Annotated in this window: 18 protein-coding genes; 10 read left to right on the top strand and 8 right to left on the bottom strand. The window is 48.2% G+C overall.

Features of this window, described 5'->3' with window-relative positions; all coding sequences use genetic code 11:
- Positions 1 to 96 precede the first annotated feature (96 nt).
- Positions 97 to 1812: a sugar phosphorylase gene (locus ACOMHB_RS24425; protein ID WP_448218699.1), complete on the top strand. Its 1716-nt coding sequence runs from the start codon at positions 97 to 99 to the stop codon at positions 1810 to 1812.
- 242 nt (positions 1813 to 2054) lie between these two features.
- Entirely contained in the window at positions 2055 to 3098 is a 1044-nt protein-coding gene (locus tag ACOMHB_RS24420) for a hypothetical protein (protein WP_448218698.1), read from the top strand.
- Positions 3099 to 3158: 60 nt separating this feature from the next.
- On the opposite strand, the gene ACOMHB_RS24415 is transcribed toward ACOMHB_RS24420, so the two are convergent.
- The 6 genes from ACOMHB_RS24415 to ACOMHB_RS24390 form a co-directional block, all read right to left on the bottom strand.
- Positions 3159 to 4379, bottom strand: coding sequence for a hypothetical protein (locus ACOMHB_RS24415; RefSeq protein ID WP_448218697.1), 1221 nt, complete (start codon positions 4377 to 4379; stop codon positions 3159 to 3161).
- A 93-nt stretch (positions 4380 to 4472) separates the two neighbouring features.
- Complete coding sequence (locus ACOMHB_RS24410) at positions 4473 to 4793, bottom strand: FitA-like ribbon-helix-helix domain-containing protein (RefSeq protein ID WP_448218696.1); 321 nt, start codon at positions 4791 to 4793, stop codon at positions 4473 to 4475.
- 35 nt (positions 4794 to 4828) lie between these two features.
- Positions 4829 to 6853 (bottom strand): hypothetical protein, encoded by a 2025-nt coding sequence (locus ACOMHB_RS24405; protein WP_448218695.1) that lies wholly within the window; start codon positions 6851 to 6853, stop codon positions 4829 to 4831.
- Positions 6854 to 7132: 279 nt separating this feature from the next.
- Entirely contained in the window at positions 7133 to 8899 is a 1767-nt protein-coding gene (ggt, locus tag ACOMHB_RS24400; RefSeq protein ID WP_448218694.1) for a gamma-glutamyltransferase, read from the bottom strand.
- 102 nt (positions 8900 to 9001) lie between these two features.
- A complete protein-coding gene (locus ACOMHB_RS24395) occupies positions 9002 to 9688 on the bottom strand; it encodes a class I SAM-dependent DNA methyltransferase (RefSeq protein ID WP_448218693.1) in 687 nt (228 codons plus the stop codon).
- Between the two features lie 129 nt (positions 9689 to 9817).
- Complete coding sequence (locus ACOMHB_RS24390) at positions 9818 to 10444, bottom strand: glutathione S-transferase family protein (RefSeq protein WP_448218878.1); 627 nt, start codon at positions 10442 to 10444, stop codon at positions 9818 to 9820.
- A gap of 68 nt (positions 10445 to 10512) precedes the next feature.
- Between ACOMHB_RS24390 and ACOMHB_RS24385 the strand changes: the two genes are divergently transcribed.
- Positions 10513 to 10719, top strand: a complete 207-nt coding sequence (locus ACOMHB_RS24385) for a hypothetical protein (protein WP_317144466.1) — start codon at positions 10513 to 10515, stop codon at positions 10717 to 10719.
- Between the two features lie 69 nt (positions 10720 to 10788).
- Here the strand turns inward: ACOMHB_RS24385 and ACOMHB_RS24380 are convergent, their stop codons facing one another.
- Positions 10789 to 11922 (bottom strand): RNA-guided endonuclease InsQ/TnpB family protein, encoded by a 1134-nt coding sequence (locus ACOMHB_RS24380; RefSeq protein WP_448218692.1) that lies wholly within the window; start codon positions 11920 to 11922, stop codon positions 10789 to 10791.
- A 203-nt stretch (positions 11923 to 12125) separates the two neighbouring features.
- On the bottom strand, positions 12126 to 12431 hold the full coding sequence (locus ACOMHB_RS24375; protein WP_448218691.1) for a hypothetical protein: 306 nt from the start codon (positions 12429 to 12431) through the stop codon (positions 12126 to 12128).
- A gap of 331 nt (positions 12432 to 12762) precedes the next feature.
- Here ACOMHB_RS24375 and ACOMHB_RS24370 point away from each other — a divergent pair, with 331 nt between their 5' ends.
- The 7 genes from ACOMHB_RS24370 to ACOMHB_RS24340 form a co-directional block, all read left to right on the top strand.
- Positions 12763 to 14562 carry an F-box/WD repeat-containing protein gene (locus tag ACOMHB_RS24370; protein ID WP_448218690.1) on the top strand — a complete coding sequence of 600 codons (1800 nt, stop codon included), beginning with the start codon at positions 12763 to 12765 and terminating at the stop codon, positions 14560 to 14562.
- A gap of 300 nt (positions 14563 to 14862) precedes the next feature.
- Entirely contained in the window at positions 14863 to 16521 is a 1659-nt protein-coding gene (locus tag ACOMHB_RS24365) for an F-box/WD repeat-containing protein (RefSeq protein WP_448218689.1), read from the top strand.
- Between the two features lie 138 nt (positions 16522 to 16659).
- Positions 16660 to 18324: an F-box/WD repeat-containing protein gene (locus tag ACOMHB_RS24360; RefSeq protein WP_448218688.1), complete on the top strand. Its 1665-nt coding sequence runs from the start codon at positions 16660 to 16662 to the stop codon at positions 18322 to 18324.
- A gap of 109 nt (positions 18325 to 18433) precedes the next feature.
- Entirely contained in the window at positions 18434 to 20218 is a 1785-nt protein-coding gene (locus tag ACOMHB_RS24355) for an F-box/WD repeat-containing protein (protein WP_448218687.1), read from the top strand.
- A gap of 138 nt (positions 20219 to 20356) precedes the next feature.
- On the top strand, positions 20357 to 20917 hold the full coding sequence (locus ACOMHB_RS24350; protein WP_448218686.1) for an F-box protein: 561 nt from the start codon (positions 20357 to 20359) through the stop codon (positions 20915 to 20917).
- Between the two features lie 41 nt (positions 20918 to 20958).
- A protein-coding gene (locus ACOMHB_RS24345; protein ID WP_448215008.1) for an IS3 family transposase occupies positions 20959 to 22523 on the top strand; the annotation gives its coding sequence in 2 pieces (ribosomal slippage) (positions 20959 to 21412 and positions 21412 to 22523; 1566 coding nt in all).
- 24 nt (positions 22524 to 22547) lie between these two features.
- A partial coding sequence (locus ACOMHB_RS24340) for a WD40 repeat domain-containing protein (RefSeq protein ID WP_448218685.1) occupies positions 22548 to 23573 on the top strand: 1026 nt, incomplete at its 3' end.

The raw sequence follows: 23573 nt of genomic DNA, 5'->3' as shown, positions 1-23573 counted from the left end.
CAATGATTGAAGGTTTTATAAATACGGGAGTGGCATGACTCCTGCTGCAAAGAAGAAAAAGTACTAAAAAAACATTGCCAAAGGGGAAGATGTATCGTGCAAAGTTACCCTAAAGCCTTCCATGAGTTTCATCAGGCCATGACTCAGCTTCTGACACTCCCTTATGGACAGGAAGCGGGCGAGATAGCCGCCAGAATTGTCCGTAGAGTTCAGTATCACCTTCATGAAAACCCTCCCAAAACAGTCACTGGCTGGTCAGAAAAAGATATCTTTCTGATTACCTATGGCGACACCCTCTATGACAACAGTGAACAGCCACCTCTTCAGGTCTTGAAGGGATTTCTTGATGGCTATCTGAACGAGGTTATTAATACCCTTCACATTCTTCCCTACCTTCCCTACAGCTCGGATGATGGCTTTTCTGTGATTGATTACCTGTCGGTCAACGAGCAGCTGGGAAGCTGGCAGGATATCGAAGCCATCGCCAGTGACTATCAGCTTATGTCGGATCTGGTGATTAACCATGTCTCCCGGGAAAGTCTCTGGTTTGCCGACTTTGTCAGTGGTCATCAGCCCGGCCGGGATTACTTTATTGAAGAAGACCCGGAGACTGATCTCAGTGAAGTGACCCGCCCAAGAAACTCCCCCCTGCTGGTGCCTATTCATACAAGGCGAGGGCTGAAACACGTCTGGGCCACCTTCAGTGAAGATCAGATGGATCTGAACTTTAAAAACCCCGATGTGCTGATACAGATGGTAGATGTCCTGCTCTTTTATCTGGCCCGCGGCACCATGGTAGTCAGGTTGGATGCCGTCGCTTTTCTCTGGAAGAAACCGGGCACTCACTGCATAAACCTGCCCGAGACCCATGCCATCGTGAAACTGTTCCGACTGATTATGGAGAGAGCCTGTCCTGGCAGTACGCTGCTGACCGAAACCAATGTCCCCCACGAGGAGAACATCAGTTATTTCGGGGAACAGGATGAGGCACACATGGTTTATCAATTTGCCCTGCCGCCCCTGATATTGCATGCACTCAATCGGGGCACAGAAAAACACCTTGTGCAATGGGCCCGTAACCTGCCCGATTACCCCGAGAGTTGTACCGTTCTGAACTTTACTGCCTCTCATGATGGCATAGGCCTGCGTCCGCTGACGGGGGTGATCCCGGAAAATGAAGTTTCAGAGCTGATCGACAGCATGCACCGTTTTGGGGGGTTCGTCAGCATGCGCACCCTTTCGGACAACACTGAATCACCTTATGAGATCAATATTGCCCTGTTTGATGCCATGAAAGGGACGAGAAGGGGTGAGGACCAATGGCAAGTGCAGCGATTTCTCTGCTCCCAGCTCATCATGCTGGGGATGCGCGGAATACCTGCTTTTTACATACACAGCCTGTTTGCCACACACAATGATTTGGCAGGCGTCGAGAGTAGTGGCAGAACCCGCTCGATCAATCGCCGCAAGTGGTTACTGGAAGAATTATTGCCTGAGCTGGAAAACCCGGTTTCGATTCGGTCACTGGTTTTCCATTCGTTGTTGAATCACATCAAAGTTCGCAAACAGGAGCCTTGCTTTCATCCCAATGCCTCCCAAACCATTCTGGATATGGCGCCGGGGATTTTTGCATTCTTGCGAACATCTCCCTGTGGCCGCCGGAAACTGGTGGCTATACACAACCTGACATCGGCCCATCAAACGTTGAACCAGCCAGACTATGTCGGCTGGTCCGATTTACTGGGCAGTGGGACCATACAGGACCTGCAACTCAAGCCCTATCAGGTATTGTGGTTAGCAAAAACGCCGTAAACCCTCGCCCAATCGAGGGTGATATTTTTTGCTGGGCGATCCGGAGCTAACAAAAGATAATAGTCGTCTAAATAAATGACCAAAGTCATCTATCTAACCCTCGAATGGCTCGTGATCACACTCTTGGGGCACAAAAAACGATAAGTACTTCTATGCGTTTTTAACAGAATCTCTTTGCCAGAAAGCGCGCTTATTTCCATGGTCTACACTCTCTCAACGGTAAACCAGGATGTAACAATAAAGTGAAACGCCCACTCTTTGCAGCACTGCTGTTGCTGTCTATCGCCTGCCAGGCGTCAATAAGACACTTTGTTGTCGAGCTTGAACAGGATGCAGGTTCTCCAGACAAAAGCTTTTCTATCAAACAGCATGACCCGCATACTTTGCCGAACACTCCTTCAATCATTGCCAGCAACAACGGTCATTCAGACCAGGATTCCCCGGCAAATGACACACCCTTCGGACCCGGTATTTTCGGGCTAATAACGATCATTATTGAGTCGGTTTCGTGGCATTTGCTTTACGCCTCCCAGTGGCTGGTTGCTTACGAACTGATCCTGACCAGCCATGACACACAAAGCTCCAAAACTTATTCACGGCTACCTTTAGAATCGTTTATCACTGTCGGTTTGTTTTTAAGCAACTATTGGAACTCCGATTCACCGATGTTCAACCCGATTGGACAACAAGAGTCGAGCCAGGATTATCCCTTTGTGATCAACACTATGGCGCTCAGCTCCGGAGAGAACCAACAACAAGGCCAACTATCGGAATCATCCACCCGGCAAGCCTCAGGAACAACCTCAGGGTTCAGAGGCACTATCACCAGCCACCAGCATTCCGACTCTGACGGCGGTGACGAAGTCCCTGAACAACACCAACATACTTTGGGTTTAAATTGTTTCGCAGATAACTGTAATGGCGTTTGTAAATTCCGACAATCAGGTGCAAGACCGAAACAAAGCTCAAGGCCCAATGAAGACTTCAATCGACAGAGCCCTCTCGTGCAACACACCTGTAAAGTGACAGTGTTCGGGGAGGGTGGTCGGCAGCGAGCATGCGGGCAAGTCTGCCAGAGTAATACAGCCCTGAAGGATCACAAAAGAAGAAAACACAGGCAACACACCTGTTACGTAACAGTCGCCATTTGCAATGGTCGACGGTGGCCATGCGGACTTGGCTTCAGGACTGCTCGGGGCCTGATGTGGCATAAAAGAATACATCAAAGACACAGGCCCGATAATCCGAACAACAATAATGGCGCCACAACAAAGCATGGAGGCTGATCGGGAATAGACTGCCCCTCACTCTTGAGACTGTCGCAAAAATGCGGCGCTGGTATGGGGTTAAAAACGCCACCGGAGGTCTGCCGGTGGTCTTATGTCTTTCCATCTTTGATGGCATCCCTGGTGGCGTCTGCTTATGTGACGAAGCAGCCCTTCTTCACTCTCGAAGATCCTCCCGCATAGTTGCTGCGTCATTCGACGTACGCGACCCTCGTTAAAATTCACGTATAGGATCACGTCACAAAATACTGACCCGGGAACCTGATGGCTTCTGTTGGGATCCGACCATCTAATATCCAATTCGTCGTCATGGTATCTACTGTCGTTGTGATCCTCCTGCTCTAGTACATGAAGAACTTCTCCGCATACTCGCTGCTCACCATCTCCCCCGACCACTATCACATCACAGAATAGTGGCGCAGTGTGGTATCGCATTTTGTGTTCTGACAGCCCCTCTCTATCGCTGCAGCGCTTCCCGCAGGGCGCCCGCTCACCACTGCTCGTTTTCATCAGCACATCACAGACAAATCGCCCGGCGGGATCAGGATCTCCACTGGTAGATGTACTGGCTGCCCCTGACCTCGCCAGGATGTCAGGTCTCAGTTGTTCTTGCCGGAGGAGTTCCTCGTATGCAAATTCTGAGAGAGTATAAGACCTTGGTTCGAATGTTACCGTTGTGAGGTGGTTTGGTGATCGGAGTTTGCAAATACCGTGACAGGAACCAAAGTGACAATTGTAACCGAAAGTATGCTTTTGTGGTTCAGGGTTTCTGTCATCGCCGTCAGAGCCAGAAAGCTGGGAGCCGCTGGCATAGCCTTTAATCTGGGCGCTGGCTGACCCACCTGTGGCTTGCTGACCGGATGATGTTGATGGCGGGTTTTGTTGGTCATTTTTTTGTTGGCTATTCCCGGGAAGCATCATGGTGATGATTGCAGGCCGGTCATCCTGACTGGCTTCCAGTTGATCCATTGGGATAAGCAGTGATGGATCGGAGTTCCAATAGTTTTTCAAAAGCCAGCCAAGAGCAACAAACGCTCCTGCAGGTAGCCATGCAAGGGGCTCAATACCTAACCCCGCATAGCCGTTTGTGTCGACCATGTCTGACGAGGTATACGACAGAGTATTGAAGTCACGTTTTATAGAAAAGCTCTGGATCGGAGAACCTGCATCATCCTGCTGAAAGTCGGCAACAAAATGTCTTGTCGACGACTCAGCCTGACAGACGACAGATAGCAACACCGACAGTAAAAACAATGCAGCAAAGATTGAGTTGTTCATCATTCTATCCGTCTGCTCTGACTTGTAGAGAGTAAGGGTAGATTGAGAAAGTGATGGATCAAGAAAATAAGCGTTTTCTGAGCTTGATTGGTAGTTTTATCGAATGAGTGTAAAACCCCGTGCTTTGAGAGCGTGTCGCAAAACTCTATCCAGCGTGGGAACGAGTTGTAACTTCAGCGGTTCCGCTGGTGTCTTATCCCGGTCAGACTCCAGCGCATCAACTTCCTCGTCCGTCAGGCCGATGTCTCGCCCGGCATTGACCAGGGCATCACCCATCAACAGTCGATCCTCAGGTTGAAGAACCTCATTGAGAATATTCCGAACCTCGGCAACCAGGCTCCGGTTATTTTGCTTAGCCCTGGCCTTCAGAGCACTGTAGAGCTCATCCGGGATATTTCCAAGCGTCATCATTGCCATAGTTTCACTCCTGCAGAGCACACTCTGTGTCAAGGCTAAGTGGATGGCAGGCCCAATTTGTCGAAGAATGCTTTGTTCCTTTCCTTCGCCGACTGTACCAGCCGGTTATAAGAAATAACTTCGATAAAGGCACCGTAACTTTTACTGTATCCAAAATACCCCATGTGGTCATGGGTTGGCGTGAGGTCGAAGATTCGGCAACGCTGCACAACTGATGGCGTTAAATCACAGATGACGTAGCAAAAGCCAGGTATATCCCGTGAATTGGGTATCAGCCTGCCACTCGCCGTTTTCGCCTGGCCTTCACGAATACGATCCAAATAGCTCAAAGCCTGCTCGATAGGATCTTTATTTTCTCCCTCTCGGGCATCGTTTCGCATGGGCCGTTTGATCTCGACCACAGTAACGGATGCCAGCGGCAAGGCTTTTTTATCGGACACCAGAATAGGATTATCACAGACATTTAACGCACACAGGTCTGGCTCTTTTCCAGAAATGTCACCGGTAACAGGCATGGAACCCAAAGGCTTGTCTGAGGCCAGATAGTCATGAAACGCGAGTCGTTCATCAATCAGCCAGAGATTACAGACATCAAACGGTGTCTGCGTGGAATCCTTACGCATTGGCATAATCAACTGATGGATTAAATCCTCACGAGCGTACTTGTCGTCATCCAACCGCTCAATATACTTTTCCAGCAAATCGATGATTGTCCGGCGGTGAGTGACGTAGTTGGCCAGGTCTGACTGTTTGAAGTCCTGTGCTTTTCTCAGGTAGTCACTCAGTCGGTTTTGATAATCTTCCAGATTGCTTTCTACCGCCGGATTCATAATTTCATGCCCTTCTTCCATCAGGCTTTTTTCGGCCTCGTAGTAGTGCCTGTGGAGAAGGGACTCAAGCTCCTTGTCCGATATTCTGGGGTCAACCACAAGTTCACGCTCATCCATATGGCTCATAATTGAACGGTACCGTGGCGCTTTCTGAGCAACAAAGGTATTCACCCGCTCCTTGCCTGCTTTCATGTTGTCGTGGAGGTAATCGGAAAGGTATTCTCTGGTTTTCTCTACGACCGCTTCCCGGATTTCGCTGAGGGAAATCTCCTGATCACTGATAAGATCCTCAATCGTTTCAGCGATATTAAATGCCGTTCTTTCAGAACGGACATGCTCATCAAGATAGTCTGAAGTGACATAGCAGGCGTAGGTAAACTCACCCGTATCATCGGATAGAGTGCCAAAGAGCCCGGGTACCCTTTTGCCAATAGACTCTTCTTTAACAACACGGTTAGCCGCACAGAGGAACATGGGGTGGTTTTTGTTCACCCCAGCCCGAAACTTAATGTGATTCAGTTCAAAAACATAGCCCTTCAGACTGACTTGTTCTGCCGTTGCAGCAGAGTGCATGCAGCGATCGTAAATGTCGCTGAGAGAAATGCTTTCGGTACCATCCTTTACAACAATGTTTGGCGTTGCCGGGCTTCTGACGTAATACCACAGGCAATGTTCCAGCAGAGCCTCGGCAATACTCAACGGGGTTTTACGGCAACTCGCGTAATACTCTTTGTCAAACCCGTCCAGTTTTAGCACCGTCCGTACTTTCTGGTCATGGACCGCCACCGGCGACTCTGTCTGAACACCCTGCCGGGATGAAAAAGAAAAGTTTCGCTGATAAAGCTTTCCTTCTTGACAGAAAACGCTTTCTACTTCGGCGATGTCGAAGGCTTTCAACCACATCAAACGCCCGATGCCCCGGCAACCCTTTCCGATCTTGTGATCTGAGTCCAGGGTTTCAAAGGACTCCATGTTGGCTGCGTTAAATCCAACTCCATTATCGGTAATGGTAAAGCCTTTGATGATTTCTTTTTCAGCCCCTTTTCCGGGGTGCATTTGTTGTTGAGGGTTACGAATAATCTCAAGAGTAATCTGACCTTCGGCCAGCCCATCTGCTTCTTCAAGGGCCTGAATCGAGTTGACTACGGCTTCAAAAACCGGCAGTAGACCATGAGTTTTCGGCAGATTAGTATTACGTAACCTTCCGGCAAGATTTGTATGAAGGCTCATTGGCACTCCCTTGGAAGCAGCCCGCATTGTTGTTTTTCACGGATTGAAGATAGCATCAAACAAAGTGATTTTTCGCTCAGTGAGAAAAGATGCACAGCAAAATAAAACCTGTTCTGCACCCGTTGCTTGAGAAGGCAGTATAGACAGAGTTACTGGAATGACTATTACAAAACATCAGAAAATGTCAGACGGGTATCACTGTTTCATCAGGAATGTAATTTGCTGGAGTCTCTGACACTCCCCGCCTCTAAAGAAGCTGGATTACGCCCTTGATTTCGTTCAAATCCCCATCGCTACTCCCTCACGACGGGGGTCAGCGCCACCTTCAAGGCCTTTGTCCGTTATCACAATGCCGTGCAGGCCACTGTTCAGTTCCCGCACCTTGACGGAGTAGCCGAGCTTTTCCAGTGTCGACTTCAGACGCTCTGCTTCGGTATCCTGCTCCAGCTCATAAACGCCAAAAGGGTTCAGCTTATGGGGCAGAGCAATGGCTTCCTGAATGTCCATTCCCCAGTCAATATGTGCGACCAGGGTTTTGGCAACATAGCTGATTATACGACTTCCGCCGGGTGAACCAAGCACCATATAAGGCTGTCCCTTTTTATCCATAACCATGGTGGGCGCCATAGAAGACCTTGGTCTTTTACCAGGTTCAACGCGATTGGCAATGGGCGTACCATCGTCATGGCTGGAAAAAGAGAAGTCCGTCATCTCATTGTTCAGCAGGAAACCGCCCACCATTAAACGGGAGCCAAAACCATTCTCAATAGTCGTCGTCATGGATAACGCATTACCCTCGGCATCGACAATGGAAATATGGCTGGTAGAAGGCAGTTCAATGGACTGATCATCGGCCTGAAGCGAAGCATGCTGCCAGACGGGTTTGCCTGCTTTAACCGTCTTTAGAGCCTGATCAGACTGAAGTTGTCTGGCTCTCTCTGCCAGATATTGGCTGTCCAGAAGCCCCTGAACAGGTACGGGCACATAGTCACTGTCGGCCAGATAACGGGCCCTGTCGGCAAAAGCCAGCCTTGATGCACCGGCAAACAGGCGCCAGGATTCCGGATTATCCGCCCCCAGGTTGGCCAGATCATAAGATTGCAGAATCCCCAGGATCTGTCCCACCGTAGTTGCGCCAGAGCTGGGAGGTCCCATGCCACAGACAGAGTATTGACGATAGGCCGAACACACCGGCGTTCGCTCTTTTACCTGATAGTTTTTCAGATCCTTCTTTGAAAGCACTCCGGGGTTCCCCTCGGCCTCTCTGATGGTTTTGACAATCCTGTCCGCCAACTTCCCTTCATAGAAGGCTTTTGAGCCTTCTTTGGCAATCAGCCTCAGTGTCCTGGCAAACTCAGGATTTTTCAGAACAGCGCCTGCCTGAAGCGGCTGTCCTTTTTCATCGAAGAAGTATTCACGGGTACCCGAATAACGGCTGAGTCTTTTTTGATCCCTGGCAATCAGGCTGGCCAGCCTGGGAGAAACGATAAAGCCTTCCTCAGCCAGTTTAATGGCCGGTTGGAAAAGCTCAGACCATGGACGTTTACCATAACGCTGATGCATCTCTTCCAGCAGCTTGACGGTACCTGGCGTACCGACTGAGCGCCCCCCCACCACAGCATCATAGAATTGCAACGGCTTGCCATCGCTGTCCAGAAACAAGGTCGGTGTCGCCTCTACAGGGGCTGTTTCCCGGCCATCAAGAGTGATCAGGCGGTTCTTTTTGGCATCGAAGTAAAGGGTGAAGGCTCCTCCGCCAATTCCGGACGACTGGGGCTCAACCAGATTCAGAACCAACTGAACAGCAATCGCAGCATCCGCTGCCGAACCACGTTTTCTAAGGACTTCGTCACCTGCCTGCACAGCCAGCGGGTTGGCTGCTACCACCATATGTTTGCTGGCTTTTACCAGACTCTTTTGTTCAAATCCCGTCGCTGCTTCAGGCGCCAGATCATCACTCAGACTCACGGCCTCTGCCTGCACCTTAAAGCAAGCAGCCAAAAGACTGGCGGTGATAACATACCGTCTGAACATTCCCCCAGACATAGCAAGACTTCCTTTCAATTAATTTTTATAAGGTCGGACCATGGTTTCAGTCTTGGCTCAAATGTGCAATGACTTTTGGAATTGAGCAGTTTAAAAAGGTGCCTACCTGACCTCACACTTAAAAAAGATAAAGTTAGGCGTTGTGGATAACTTCTTATAGCTCTCGGCGCAGAGAGACTTCATGCGCTCCGACGGCTTTCCTTCTGACAGGTGAGTGACACACAGATCTGCTGCAGCCAGACTCTCAAACCACTCTGTCAGTGAACGACGATAGAAGCTTACTCCGACAGGATGACCTACAGTATCCCACTCTTCCGTGATCAGTTCTCTTTGAAAGTAATTGCCTGAAGGTGACACTTCAAAATCCACTATCGGGTGATGGGTAGAAAAGATAAATACGCCGCCATTTTTCAGCAGGCGCTTAACATCACCGAACAGTACACTAAGGTCTTCAATGTAATGCACGGTCAGAGGACAGATAATAACATCATAACTGGCTTCTTTTTCTTCTGGCAGCCCAAGAGAAATATCCTGTGCATAAGTTCTAACGTTATCACCCAACTTCTCTTTGACGATCTCAACCATTTCCAGCGAGGCATCAATCGCAGTCACCTTTGCCCCCTGGTTGATCAAATACTCTGCATAGACGCCCGGTCCACACCCCAGATCCAGAACACTTTTTACGCCCAGTTCGGGCAGCATGGCGATTAATGATGGACGCTCCAGATGGCCATTGTAGATATTATCGATAATGGCTTTTTCGTACTCCCTGGCGAACTTTTCGTACATTTCGCTCATCCTGATACTCTCTGTCGCTTATTCTCTGTGGCCAGAAGTGTATCAGGAACAACGATTGCCACTATTCGAACAAACACCAATGAATGCCACTCAAACAGGAGATCCACCAGCCCCCCATGCTTAACATCCGAAGCCACTGACGAAATCCTTACAAGCCGTAACTTCTGTCTTGCAGCAGTCAGCTTCTATACAGCACTCTTCCAGATTAAAGGCATTGCACTGCCCTCCCTGTTCACAGCGGCCAAGAAAGGTTTCCTCAGACAGATAAAAGCCTGTGAACTTTTCAATAAAGTCATCGGAGACACTCTTTTCAGCCAGCCCGGTCGCCAGCAGACTTTTTTGCCAGGCTTTGGTTTTAGGATAAAAAGCCAGGAAGTCATAGCCTGTGTTCACCTGAATGATATGGGCACGATGCAACACGGGCAGCCAGGCCAGATCGACCATGCCCAGAGAATCACTGTTGAAGAATGGCTGTTTACTGCCCAGGTAGCTCCAGGCACGATTCAGTGCTTTCTGCTCTGCGCTCAAGCCAGGCAGCAATGGGGGATAAGCTTCTTCGAGGTATTCGGCGATGGCATCGGATTCAAACAAAGCTGTGCCATTCTCAGTGACCATGACAGGTACCTGGCCATTTGGTGAAATAGCCAGAAACCATCGGGGCTTTTCGCTCAGGCTGATGTATTCGATTTCATAAGGAATACTTTTGGCTTCCAGCATTCCGGTAATGCGTTGCACAAATGGGCAGATTTTAAAACTGTTGACACCCTCTAAAAGTAAGGGGTTTTACGCTCATTCGATAAATCATGGTGATCGCAATGGGAAAAACAGTCTCTGTAGACTACGTAAAAGGGCAAAAACTTGATGTGTACAAAGATAAAAAAGCTCTCGATGAAATGACCGAAGAAGAACTTCATGAGGCTGCATTGGAAGACCCTGATGCACAACCTTTGTCCGAAGAACAACTCAAACGCTTTAAGCGGGTAAATCCAAATCTCCCCAAGAAAGAAGCTGGAAATGGCTGACACTCCCCGCCCTATCGGGCGAGGGTTCTTAGATCGCTCCAAGAACCTTCCTGCTTCGTCACGCCTTCCCTAGATGGTTGCTTTCGCAGCCATCCCCGTTCCAGTCGCTCCACAGGCTAACCCCGCCAGCCCGGCGGTTTTGATATTCTTTGCTGCATTAATGTCCCGGTCGTGATGAGTGCGGCACTCTGGACACTCCCATTCACGAATAGACAACGACAAGCTTTCATGGACAAACCCGCAGCCGGAGCAACGCTTGGTGCTTGGAAAGAACCGGTCAATCTGAACAACCTTTCTTTCTGCCCACTCCGCCTTGTATTGCAACTGTCGGACAAATTCTCCCCAGTTTGCATCGGCTATGTGCTTGGCCAGCTTTGGATTTTGAATCATACCCTTCACGTTCAGAGACTCTACGCAAACAACTTGGTTCTCGTCTATAAATTCGCGGGATGCCTTGTGAGTAGCATCCATCCGGCAATCGGCAATTTTTGCATGAATGCGAGCAACCTTGAGCTTTGCTTTAGCTCTGTTGCTGCTGCCTTTCTGCTTTTTCGACAACTGACGCTGAAGGTAGGCGAGCTTTCGCTCGTAGCGTTTGGTGTGCCTTGGATTACCGGATTTTTCACCGTCTGAAGTGATGAACAGATCATTTAAGCCTAAATCAATGCCCACTGTCTTATTTCTAATAGGCATTGCTTTAGCTTCAAATTCGCACAACATAGAAACAAAGTACCGGCCTGCCCGATCTTTGCTGATAGTTAAACTGGAAGGCTCAGAAGACAGTTCTCTGCTCCAGCGGATGTTCAGAGGCTCTTTGCTTTTGGCTATAAACAGGTGGCCGTTTTTAACGCTGAAAGCAGCCTTTGTCAGCCGCATACTTTGTCTTGAATGTCTTTTTTTGAACTTGGGGTATTTCGCCCTGCCAGCCCAAAAGTTCTTGAAGGCTTCCTGCTGATCCCTGAGTGTTTGTTGCAGGATGACACTGGATACATCTGCCAGAAATGGGAACTCTGTCTTGAGCGACACAAGCCGTTTTTCTGCCTCGGAATGGGAGATAGATTGCCCGTCTTTGTAGTAGGCATCAGTGCGAAAACGGAGGGTGTTGTTATAGACAAAACGGGCGCAACCAAACGACTGGGCAAGAAGCATTTCCTGTTCCGGCGTTGGGTAGAATCGTTCTTTGTAGGCACGTTTAGTTTTCATGGCAGGGATATTACAGAAACGATAAGCACCTGTAAATAATTAAAGCTTCCGGTTCTGCAAGCCCTACACGGGCTTGTTGCTTATATCACCGCCCGATTGGGCGATGCTTTACGCAGGTCCAGGTAAAGAAATTGTTCTGTACCCTATATAAGGCACCCCGTTGCCGAATGAGCCAGGTAATCAAACCCTCAGCACATTCCTAATCAGCTCAAGGTAATACCGGCCTGCCAAAAGATGTTGTCCATTTTCACTCCGTAGTAGCGAGCGTCTGATTCGGCTTTGCGGGCGTTTGACTCGGCTTTCTGTTCTTTGAAGCGAGCGTCAGACTCGGCTCTCATGTCGGCCATTTTTTGATTGAAGTGTGCCTGGTGCTGCAAGATGGCTTCTTGCATGATGAGCACGTCTTTCTTGCTGGCGTTGTAGTCCGGGTCCAGGGAGGCACTGACTTTTGCCGCCAGCTCCTCACTGATGCCGATGTTTTTCAGTACGTTGAACAGCGTTTCCGACACATTCAGCTCCTTTTAACCGATGGAAGAGGCACAAGCCTGGACCATGGATGACTTTAACAACAAACCGCCTGGCCTGATTGCCCCTGCGGCCAGTGCCGAGGATCAACTGCCGCTGAAAACCTGAATGCGGCAGATTACCGAGACAGTGCGACAGGGGTTGGGGCAGATCGGGCAGTATGGACAGTCGTTTATAAGTCGTGCCTTTCATTATTCTGACCTCAATATTTTTTGAACTTCCACCATAAAGCCGGGTCCAACAGATCTGATCCATTTTAAATGCCCTTCCCAAGCCGGGATAAATACTAACTTTGAAGTTACGGGACAATCAGGAATGAACCCTATCGACAGCAATTCCAACCTACACGAACCACTCTCGCCAACACCTTTGCAAATTCCGCTGGAGGAGGCACCAAAGGGTGTCAGTGCAGGCAGGGAGGTCACTCCGTACTACAACCTTAACTCTCCATTCATCGATCTGCCCGATTTAGTACATTCCAAAATTATTGACTGTTTGAGTTTTCGAGAGATTACCCGTTTAGCAAGGGTATGCAAACGTCTTCACGCGCTTGTAAAAAATGATTTAGCCTTGGAAAAAGCCTGGTTTCGTCGGCTCTCTCCGCGTCACCAAGATCAACTAAAGAGCATCGTTAAGACAAAAGATGAGCAACAACTCCGTGATTGGTTGGAGTCTTTTGCGAATAAGGACACTGTCGAGTCACTTTTAAAACAACGAGGAAGGACTTATTTTCCTGTTCAGCTCCTTTTCACCATCAGTAAACTGATGTCTCAATGTGAAATATTTAACTTAAAGGCAAAAGCCGAAGTCACCCATCATGACGATATCTGCATGGCCACTTTAAGTGCCGATAGCCGCCGCTTATTGACCGCCAGTTTGGATGATACATTGAAGATCTGTGACCAGGAGACCGATGGATCATGGAGAGAAAAGGCCAGCATTTCTCTTCAGGATACGCTCCTCTCAGCCAACTTCAGCCCCGATGGTCTCGATCTGTTGATCAGCAGTGGTGCTGAGGCAAAAATCCATGGTATTGGTGAGGATGGATTATGGAAACCAAAAGCCACCATTTCCCATCATCGTATGGTCATCTTAGCCAGATTCAGTGCTGATGGTCGCCATGTGTTGACCGCCAGTTTCGATAAAACGCTGAAAATCTATAGCCAGATGAGCGATGGATCATGGGAGCCAAAATACATTATTAACCATAATGCTCCGATCAGGTTCGCCAGCTTCAGCGCCGACAGCCGTCATCTGTTGGTCGACAATGGTTCTAACTGTTTGACAATCTATGGTCAGGAGGACGATGGGTCATTGGAATTAAGAGCCACCATTGACACCATAGCTAATGAGCGTTCTCTCAGAAGATTCGACTTCAGCCCGGATGGCCGTCATGTGGTGATCTACGGTGAAAATAACACTGTGAAAATCTATGGCCAGAAGACCATTGACTCGTGGGAAGTAAAAGCCACCATTACTCATGATGATGTTGTCGCATCAACCACCTTTAGCCCCGATTGCCGCCATCTTGCAACCTCCAGTTACGATAACACGGTGAAAATATGTGACCTGCAGGACAATGGATCATGGAAAGAAATAACCACAGTTTCTCATGATGATTTTGCCCAACCAATCAAGTTCAGCACCAATGGTCGCCATCTGATTACGAGTGACGATAAAACAGCGAAAATCTACGGCCAGCAGCCCACTGGATCATGGGTAAAAGAGGCAATCATTCAACATGATGGGGCGGTCTTCTCAGCCAGCTTCAGCGACGATGGCCAACATTTGGTGGCCAACAGTGATGTTAAAACAGCGAAAATCTACGGTCGGGAGGCTGATGGGTCATGGAAGATAAAAGCCACTATTGTCCACAAAGATTTCGTCCAATCAGCCAGATTCAGCGCCGATGGTTGCCTTGTGGTGACCTCCAGTAAAGATCACACAGCGAAAATTTATGGTCTGTGGACCGATGGGTCATGGGTAGAAAAAGCCGCCATCCATCACAATAGTGGAGTCCTCTCAGCCCTCTTCACCGTCGATAGTCGACATCTGTTAACCGTCAGCGCAGATAACAAGACCAGAATCACTGAACTTGGCAAGAAAGATGGTTGAGCGTAAAACCCGCTAACCACGAGAGACCATCAGAAGCACTTTTCAGAAGCACTTTTCAGAAGCACTTTTTGCAGAAATGACCGCTTAAAGCAAGTCGTGCTTTTTATTACTCTGAGCTTTCAATGAAAAAGTTTCTCACTGTTATTTTTCCGGATCAGTGCTCTTCTTCAACTTATTGCCACTGACCTCAATATTTTTTGAACTTCCATCATAAAGCCGAGTCCAACAGATCGAATCCATTTTAAATGCCCTTCCCAAGCGGAGATAAACACTGACTTTGAAGTTACGGAGCAATCAGGGATGAACCCTACCGACAGCAATTCCAGCATACACGAACCACTCTCGCCAATGCCTTTGCAACTTCCACTGGAGGAGACACCAAAGGGTGTCAATGCAGGTAGGGAGGTAACTCCTTACTACAACAATAACTCTCCACTCATCGATTTACCTGAATTAACACAATTAAAGATTATTCGCTGTTTGGGTTTTCGAGATATTACCCGTTTAGCAGAGGTATGCCGATATTTTCGCGATTTTGTTAATGAAAATAACGCTTTGGGAAGAGCATGGAATCGCCGGTTTCCTTCACCTTACCTATATCAGCTAAAAACCACTATTAAGACAAAAGATGAGCAACAACTCCGTGATTGGTTTAAGCCAATGGCTAATACGGGCACTGTCGAGTCGCTCATTGAACGACGCAAGAATATTTATTTCCCTGTTCAGTTACTTTTCACCAACAGTAAACTGATGTCTCAAAGTAAAGAATTTGAGTTAGTGGAAAAAGCCGTAATTAGACATGATGATGCTGTCTACCACGCCAGTTTAAGTCTCGATGGCCAGCATCTGGCAACTGCCAGTCGTGATAAATCAGCGAAAATTTACTCCCTGCAGACCAATGGATCATGGCAAAAAAAAGCCACCATTAGCCATGATCATACTGTTGATTCAGTCATTTTTAGCCCCGATGGCCGCTATCTGGTCACAGCCGGTTGGGATGGCAAGGCAAAAATCTACGGTCTGGAAGACGATGGATCATGGAAAGAAAAAGCCTGCATTTCCCACGAGAATATGCTCAATTCAGCCAAATTCAGTGCCGATGGCCGCCGTGTGGTGACCGTCGGTTTAAGAGATTCGGTGAAAATCATCCACCGGGAAGACAATGGATCATGGCAGGTAGAGGACACTATTCATGACGAACGGGTCTATTCGGCCAAGCTCAGCTCCGATGGCCGTCACCTGGTAGTTTTCGGTTCTCTGGATGATGTTTTAGAAGTCTATGGCCAGTCAGCCGCCGGATCATGGGTAGTAACATCCACTATTAATTTCAGGTTTAATATCCGCACGGGCAACTTGAGTGCCGATAGCTGCCATCTGGTCATCACAACTTACGCTCACACAGCGATAATCTTTGACCTGCAGGCTGATGGATCATGGAAAGAAATGGGTTCGATTGAACATGATCAGTCGATCAAATCAGCTAACTTCAGCCCTGACAGCCTCCATTTGATGACCGCCAGTGATGATGGTACGGCGAAAATCTATAGTCAGAATGCTGGATCATGGGAACAAAAAGCCTGCATTGTCCACCATGGGGGGGTCAAATCGGCAAGCTTCAGTGCCGATTGCCAGCATGTCTTGACCATCGGTGATGATGCCACAGCAAAAATCCATAGCCTGCAAACCGACGGCTCATGGCAACCAAAAGCCAACATTGTCCATAAGGATAAGATCCTCTCAGCCGCCTTCAGTCCCGACGCTTGTCATCTGGTGACGTACAGTGACGATGGTATGGTGAGAATCCTTGGCCAGCAGGCCGATGGATCATGGCTGCAAAAAACCGCCGTTCATAACAGTATACGATTCAACGCAGCCTGCTTCAGCGCCGATAGCCGAAATGTGGCGGCCATCGGTCACGAATACTCGCTGAGAATCACTGAACTATGGAAGAAGAATTAATGATCCAATAAGCGTATTTTTGCTTACGCAATATTTTGAACTTCCATTGTAAAAGCGAGTCCAACGGATCGAATCCATTCTAAATGTCCTTTTAAATTGAGGATAAATACTGACTTTGGCAATACAAAGGAAACGGTCGTGAACCCTGTAAAAAGCAGCTCGGGTATTAACGAACTACTGTCGTCAACATCTGAAGAACCTCAACTGGAGCAAGCACCAACGGGGCTCAGTGCAGGTAGGGAAGTTACACCATATCACAACAATAACTCGCCATTTTTCGATTTGCCCGAATTAACACAATTAAAGATTATTCGCTGTCTGGGTTTTCGAGAGATTACCCGTTTCGCAAGGGTATGCCGGTATTTTCGTGATCTTGTTAATCAAGGTAGAGCTCTGGAAAGAGCCTGGTATCGCCGTTTTCCTTCACCACAGCAATATCAACTAAGGTCCACCATTGAGACAAAAGATCAGCAACAACTCCGTGATTGGTTGGAGCCGTTTGCTGATAAGGGCACTATCGGGTTGCTCATGGAACAAGGAAAGAACATTCATTTTTCTGTTCAGCTCCTTTTCAACAACAGCAAACTGATGTCGCTATGTAAAGAATTTGAGTTAGTGGAAAAACTCGAAATTACCCATGGAGGTCGTGTCTACCAAGCCACTTTAAGCCCCGATGGCCAACATCTGGCAACCGCCAGTCGCGATACAACAGCGAAAATCTACAGCCGTGAGCCCAATGGCTCATGGGAAGAAAAAGCCGTTATTACCCATGAATATTGGGTGATATCAGCCACCTTCAGCCCCGATGGCCGCTATCTGGTAATCGCCGCTCATCGCGGCACAGTGAAAATCTATGGTCTGGAGGACGATGGATCGTGGGAAGAAAAAGCCTCCATTTCCCACGAGACATACATCACTTCAGCCACCTTCTGTGCTGATGGCCGCCGTGTGTTGACTGTTGGTTATGGTAATGATGCTTTGCTGAAAATTACAGGTCGGGGGGACAATGGATCATGGGAATTGGAGGACACTCTTCAAAAAAATTGGATCACTTCGGCCAAGCTCAGCCCCGATGGCCGTCACCTGATCATTCATACTCCCGGGTATCGCGTTATAGAAATCCAGAGTCAGTTGGCCGCTGGATTATGGGCAGTAACATCCACCATTCAGCTAGAGGAGGGAAGCGACCGGGTCAAATTCAGCGCCGATAGCTGCCATCTGGTCATCAGCACATTTGCTCCTGCGGCAATAATCTATGACCTGCAGGCTGATGGATCATGGAAAAAAATGGGCATGATCAAACATGATGATTTGATCCAATCAGCCAACTTCAGCGCCGACTGCCTCCACCTGGTGACCGCCAGTAGGGATAATACGGCAAAGATCTATAGCCAGAGTGCTGGATCATGGAAAGAAAAAGCCTGCATTGTCCACTCCGGGGGGGTGAGGTCGGCAAGCTTCAGTGCCGATTGCCAGCATGTGGTAACCAATAGTTATGATGCCACGGCGCAAATCAATAGCCTGCAGACCGATGGATCATGGGCACTAAAAGCCAGCATTGTCCATAATGATCAGGTCGTCTCAGCCACCTTCAGTGCCGACGCTTGCCACGTGGTGACCGCCAGTGACGATGGTAAAGTGAAGATTTATGGTCTGGAGGCTGACGGGTCATGGCTGCAAAAAGCCGTCATTCAAAAAGAGACAAAATTCACCGCAGCCAGTTTCAGCGCCGATAGCCGAAATGTGGTGACCGTCAGTATGGATAACAAAGTGAGGATCACTGAACTTCGGAAAAAGGATTGATGATCAATGAACTTTCATCATAAAACCGAGTCCTACTGACTGAATCCATTTTAAATGTCCTTTCCAGTTAACAATAAATATTGACTTTGGAGTTACGGAGCAATGAGGGATGAACCCAATTAACAGCAATTCCAGCATAAACAGAGCCTCACCGACACCTGTGCAACCTCAAATGGAGGCAGCATCAACGGGCGTCAGTGCGGGCAGGGACGTTACTCTGTATCACAACAATAACTCTCCGTTTTTAGATTTGCCCGAATTAACTCATTTGCAAATTATTCGCTGCCTGGGTTTTCGAGAGATTACCCGTTTAGCAAAGGTATGCCGATATTTTCGCAATCTTGTTAAACAGGTTAACGCTTTAGGAAGAGCATGGAATCGCCGGTTTCCTTCATCCCATCTATATCAACTAAAGACCAGCATTAAAACAAAAGATGAGCAACAACTCCGTGACTGGTTAGAGCCATTTGCTAATAAGGGCACTATAGAGCCCCTCATTGAACAACGTAAGAATACTTATTTTCCTGTTCAGTTACTTTTCACCAACAGTAAACTGATGTCGCTATGTAAAGAATTTGAGTCAGTGGAAAAAGCCGAAATTACCCGTGGTGATATTGTCTACAATGCCAGTTTCAGCTCCGATGGCCAGCATCTGGTAACTGCCAGTCGTGATAATACAGCGAAAATCTTTGCTAAGGAGGACAATGGCTCATGGAAACCAAAAGGCATCATTTCCCATAATCGTCGGTTCTACATCGTCACTTTCAGCCCAGATAGCCGCAATCTGGTGGTCGCCAGTCGTAACAAGGGGGAAATTTATGGCCGGGAGGACAATGGCTCATGGAAACCAAAAGCCACCATTTCTGGCAATGGTCTGGTCAAATTTGCCAGATTCACTGCTGATGGGCGCCAAATGTTGACCGCCAGCACCGATAAAACGCTGAGAATCTATGGTCTGGAGACTGATACATCATGGCAAGAAAAATACACTAATTACCATAATGATTCGATCAAATTTGCCCAACTAAACGACGATGGTCGTTATTTATTGATCCTCAGTGTATCTGGCATTGTCACACTCTATGGTCAGAAGGACAATGGCTCATGGAAAGCAGAAGCCACCATGATTCATAACGGTGAGCTCATATTGCCCAGATTCAGTCCCAATTGCCGTCATCTGATGATCAGTGGTAAAGACAATACTGTGGAAATCTATAGTCAGGAAGCCAATGGGTCATGGGAAATAAATACCACCATGACTCATGATGTTCCTGTCCACTCAGCTCGTTTCAGTGCCGATGGCCGCCATCTGATAACCAAAGGTGTCCTTAAGACGCTTAAAATATGTGACCTGCAGGACGATGGTTCATGGCAAGAAACAGTCACAATTCTTAATACGGGTGTCTTCTCAACCACATTCAGCGCCAATGGCCGCCGCCTGCTGACCATCTCTAATGATAAAACGATGAAAATCTTCGGCCTGGAGCCCCCCGGATCATGGGTAAAAGAAGCCATCCTTTCTCACAAAAGCGACATCATCTCAGCCGACTTCAGTGCCGATGGCCTCCGTTTGCTGACCACCGTCGACAATAAAAAGGCAAGAATCTATGGCCGGAAGACTGACGGATCATGGGAAAAACAAGCCACTATTGTCCACAAAGGTTACGTCTGTTCAGCCACCTTCAGTGCCGATGGTTGCCTTGTAGTGACCGCCAGTTGCGATCGCACGGCGAAAGTTTATGGCTTGTGGACCGATGGTTCATGGGTAGAAAAAGCCACCATTCGACACGAGTTTTCTGTTGAATCAGCCACCTTCAGCGCCGATAGCCGACATGTGTTGACTGTCAGCGCAGATAACAAGGTGAGAATCACTGAACTTCGGAAGAAAGATTGATGATCGAATGAGCGTATTTTTGCTTACGCAATGTTTTGAACTTCCATTGTAAAACCGAGTCCAACGGATCAGATCCATTTTAAATGTCCCTTTTAACTGTGGATAAAGACTGACTTTGGAACTATGGAGCAATCAGGGATGAACCCAATTAACAGCCATTCCGGGATACAGGAACCACACCCGCCAACACCCAAGCGAAATCGACTGAAGGAAGCTGCAACCGTTGTCTGTAAAGGCAGGGACGTTACTCCTTATTACGACAATAACTCTCCGCTTTTAGATTTGCCGGAATTAACACAGTTAAAGATTATTCGCTGTTTGGGTTTGCGAGAGATTACCCGTTTAGCAAAAGTATGCCGATATTTTCGCAATCTTGTTAAACACCATAACGCTTTGGGAAGAGCATGGAATCGCCGGTTTCCTTCACCACATCATCTATATCAACTAAAGGCTGCCATTAAGACAAAAGATGAGCAACAGCTCCGTGATTGGTTGGCGCCGTTTGCTAATAAGGGCACTGTCGAGTCGCTCATTGAACACCGAAAGAATATTCATTTCCCTGTCCAGTTACTTTTCACCAACAGTCAATTAATGTCTCTGTGCAGAGAATTTAAGTTAGTGGAAACGCTCGAAATTACCCATAGTGGTCGAGTCTATGAAGCCAGCCCGCTGTGTCAGGATAGTTGTCCCGCTCACTGATTAACCAATAAAAGCTAGACAGTGGGCGATGGACGTTGAATATGCCTCGTTTTTCAGAGGAACGTAAATCAGCTGTTTTGAAAAAACTGTTACCACCACACAATCGCTCTGTGCCGGATGTTGCCAGAGAGGAAGGTATCAGCGAACAAACCCTGTATAATTGGCGTAAAAAACTACGGGACAAAGGATTACCTGTGCCAGGGAACGAACAAAAATCAGAACAATGGTCTGCTGAAAGCAAGTTTGCCGTGGTCGTCGAAACCGCTGCTTTGTCAGAAACAGAGTTAAGTGAATACTGCCGTAAAAAAGGGCTTTATCCTCAACAAGTCAAGGAGTGGAAGCACGCTTGTATTTCAGGTGCTGTTCAGGCTTCTCAGCGTGCAGACCAGGAAAGCAAGCAATTAAAACAAGAGCGTAAGCGCAATCAGAGCCTTGAAAAAGAGCTTCGCCGTAAAGACAAGGCGTTGGCAGAAGCTGCAGCCCTGCTGGTGCTATCAAAAAAGCTCGATGCCTTCTACGGGATAGACAGCGAGGACAACTGACACCTGTCGATAAGCGCCGCCAACTGCTGACATGGTTTGATGAGGCTATAGCAAACGGCGCTTCTCGCTGGAAGGCTGCTGAACAATTGGAAATATCCCTGAAAACACTGAATCGCTGGCGCGATGACAATGGTGCAGTGTTAACGGACAAACGCCCGGATGCCTTGCGCCCGGTACCCTCTAACAAACTGACTGAGGAAGAGGAGCAACGTATTCTGACTATCAGTAATGAAGATGAGTATGCGAGCCTGCCACCATCGCAGATCGTGCCAGCCCTTGCAGACAAGGGAGTATACGTTGCTTCTGAATCTAGCTTTTACCGTGTGTTGAAAAAGTATGGTCAGTTGCACCACCGCGGTCGTTCAAGAAAGCGATCGAAAAGCAACAAGCCGACAACCTATGTTGCTACTGGCCCTAACCAGGTCTGGTGTTGGGACATCAGTTACATACCTTCCAGGGTACGCGGCCAGTTCTGGTACCTCTACCTGATACTGGACGTTTACAGTCGTAAGATTGTTGGTTGGGAGATTCATAGCCGTGAGTCTGGTGAGTTAGCCAGTGAACTGATTAACCGGACAATGGTGGCTGAAAAATGCACTAAAACACCGCTTGTACTGCACTCAGACAATGGGGCTCCAATGACGTCGAGTACCTTTAAGGCCAAGCTTGAGGAATTGGGCATTATTCCCTCTCATAGTCGCCCAAGGGTGAGTAACGATAACGCATTTGCAGAATCGATCTTTAAAACGGTGAAGTACTGTCCTCAGTGGCCATCTCAAGGTTTTCTGACGTTAGAACACAGTCGACAGTGGATGCTGAAGTTTGAGCGCTTTTATAACAATGAACACCGCCATAGCTCAATCCGCTTTGTGACACCTGCGCAACGGCATGAGAAAAGAGATCAGGAAATCCTGAATCACCGGAAACAGGTGTATACCAAAGCGCGAGAAGCTAATCCAACGCGCTGGTCAGGAGTTATCAGAAACTGGGAGCCTGTAGGTGCGGTTGCACTGAATCCTGAGCGGTTGTCTGAAGCAAGAATTAACGAGAAAAAGGCAGCCTAAAATTCAGTTTTCGGGACAACTATCTTGAAAAACTCCGCCAGTGTCAGCCCCGATGGCCAGCATCTGGTAACCGCCAGTAGCGATCACACGGCAAAAATCTACTGCTGGGAGGCCAATGGATCATGGGAAGAGAAAGCCACCATTACCCATAATCGTGTGGTCTTGTCAGCCAGCTTCAGCCCCGATGGCCGTTACATGGTCACCGTCTGTCGCGATGGCACAGCGAAAATCTATGGTCTGGATGATCATAGATCCTGGGAAGAAAAGGCCTGCATTTCCCATAAGAATTTCCTCAATTCAGCCACTTTCAGTGCTGATAGCCGCCGTGTGGTGACCCACAGTTCCTATAACACGGTGAAACTCGTTGGTCGAAGGGGCAATGGGTCATGGGAAGTAGAGGAGACTTTTTATAGAAATTGGATCACTTCGGCCAAGCTCAGCCCCGATGGCCGTCACATGATAATTCTTAATTCAATGGATCACGTTGTAGAAATTCATGGCCAGTTGGCTGCGGGATTGTGGGAAGTAACATCTACCATCCAACTAAAGGCCCCTGTCTTCCTGGCCAACTTCAGTGTCGATAGCTGCCATCTGGTCCTCAGCACTCATCGTAATCACGCGACAATAATCTATAACCTGCAAGCTGATGGATCGTGGAAAGAAATGGGCACGATAAAATATGAAATGTTGATCAAATCAGCCAACTTCAGCGCCAACTGCCGCCATGTGGTGACCGCCTGTAATGATGGTAAGGCGAAAATCCATAGCCAGAGTGCTGGATCTTGGGAAGAAAAAGCCTGCATTGAACACCCTGAGGAGGTCACCTCAACCAACTTCAGTGCCGATTGCCAGCATGTGGTGACCACCAGTGATGCCATAGCGAAAATCAGCAGCCTGCAGGCCGATGGATCATGGGCACTAAAAGCCCGCATTGTCCATCCGGGTGAGGTCGTCTCAGCCACCTTTAGTGCCGATGCTTGCCATGTGTTGACCGCCAGTGTCGATGGTGTAGTGAAAATTTATGGTCTCGAGACCAACGGGTCCCGCTGT

It is taken from the genome of Endozoicomonas sp. 2B-B (assembly GCF_053470045.1).
This window is presented reverse-complemented; position numbering and strand designations above follow the sequence as displayed.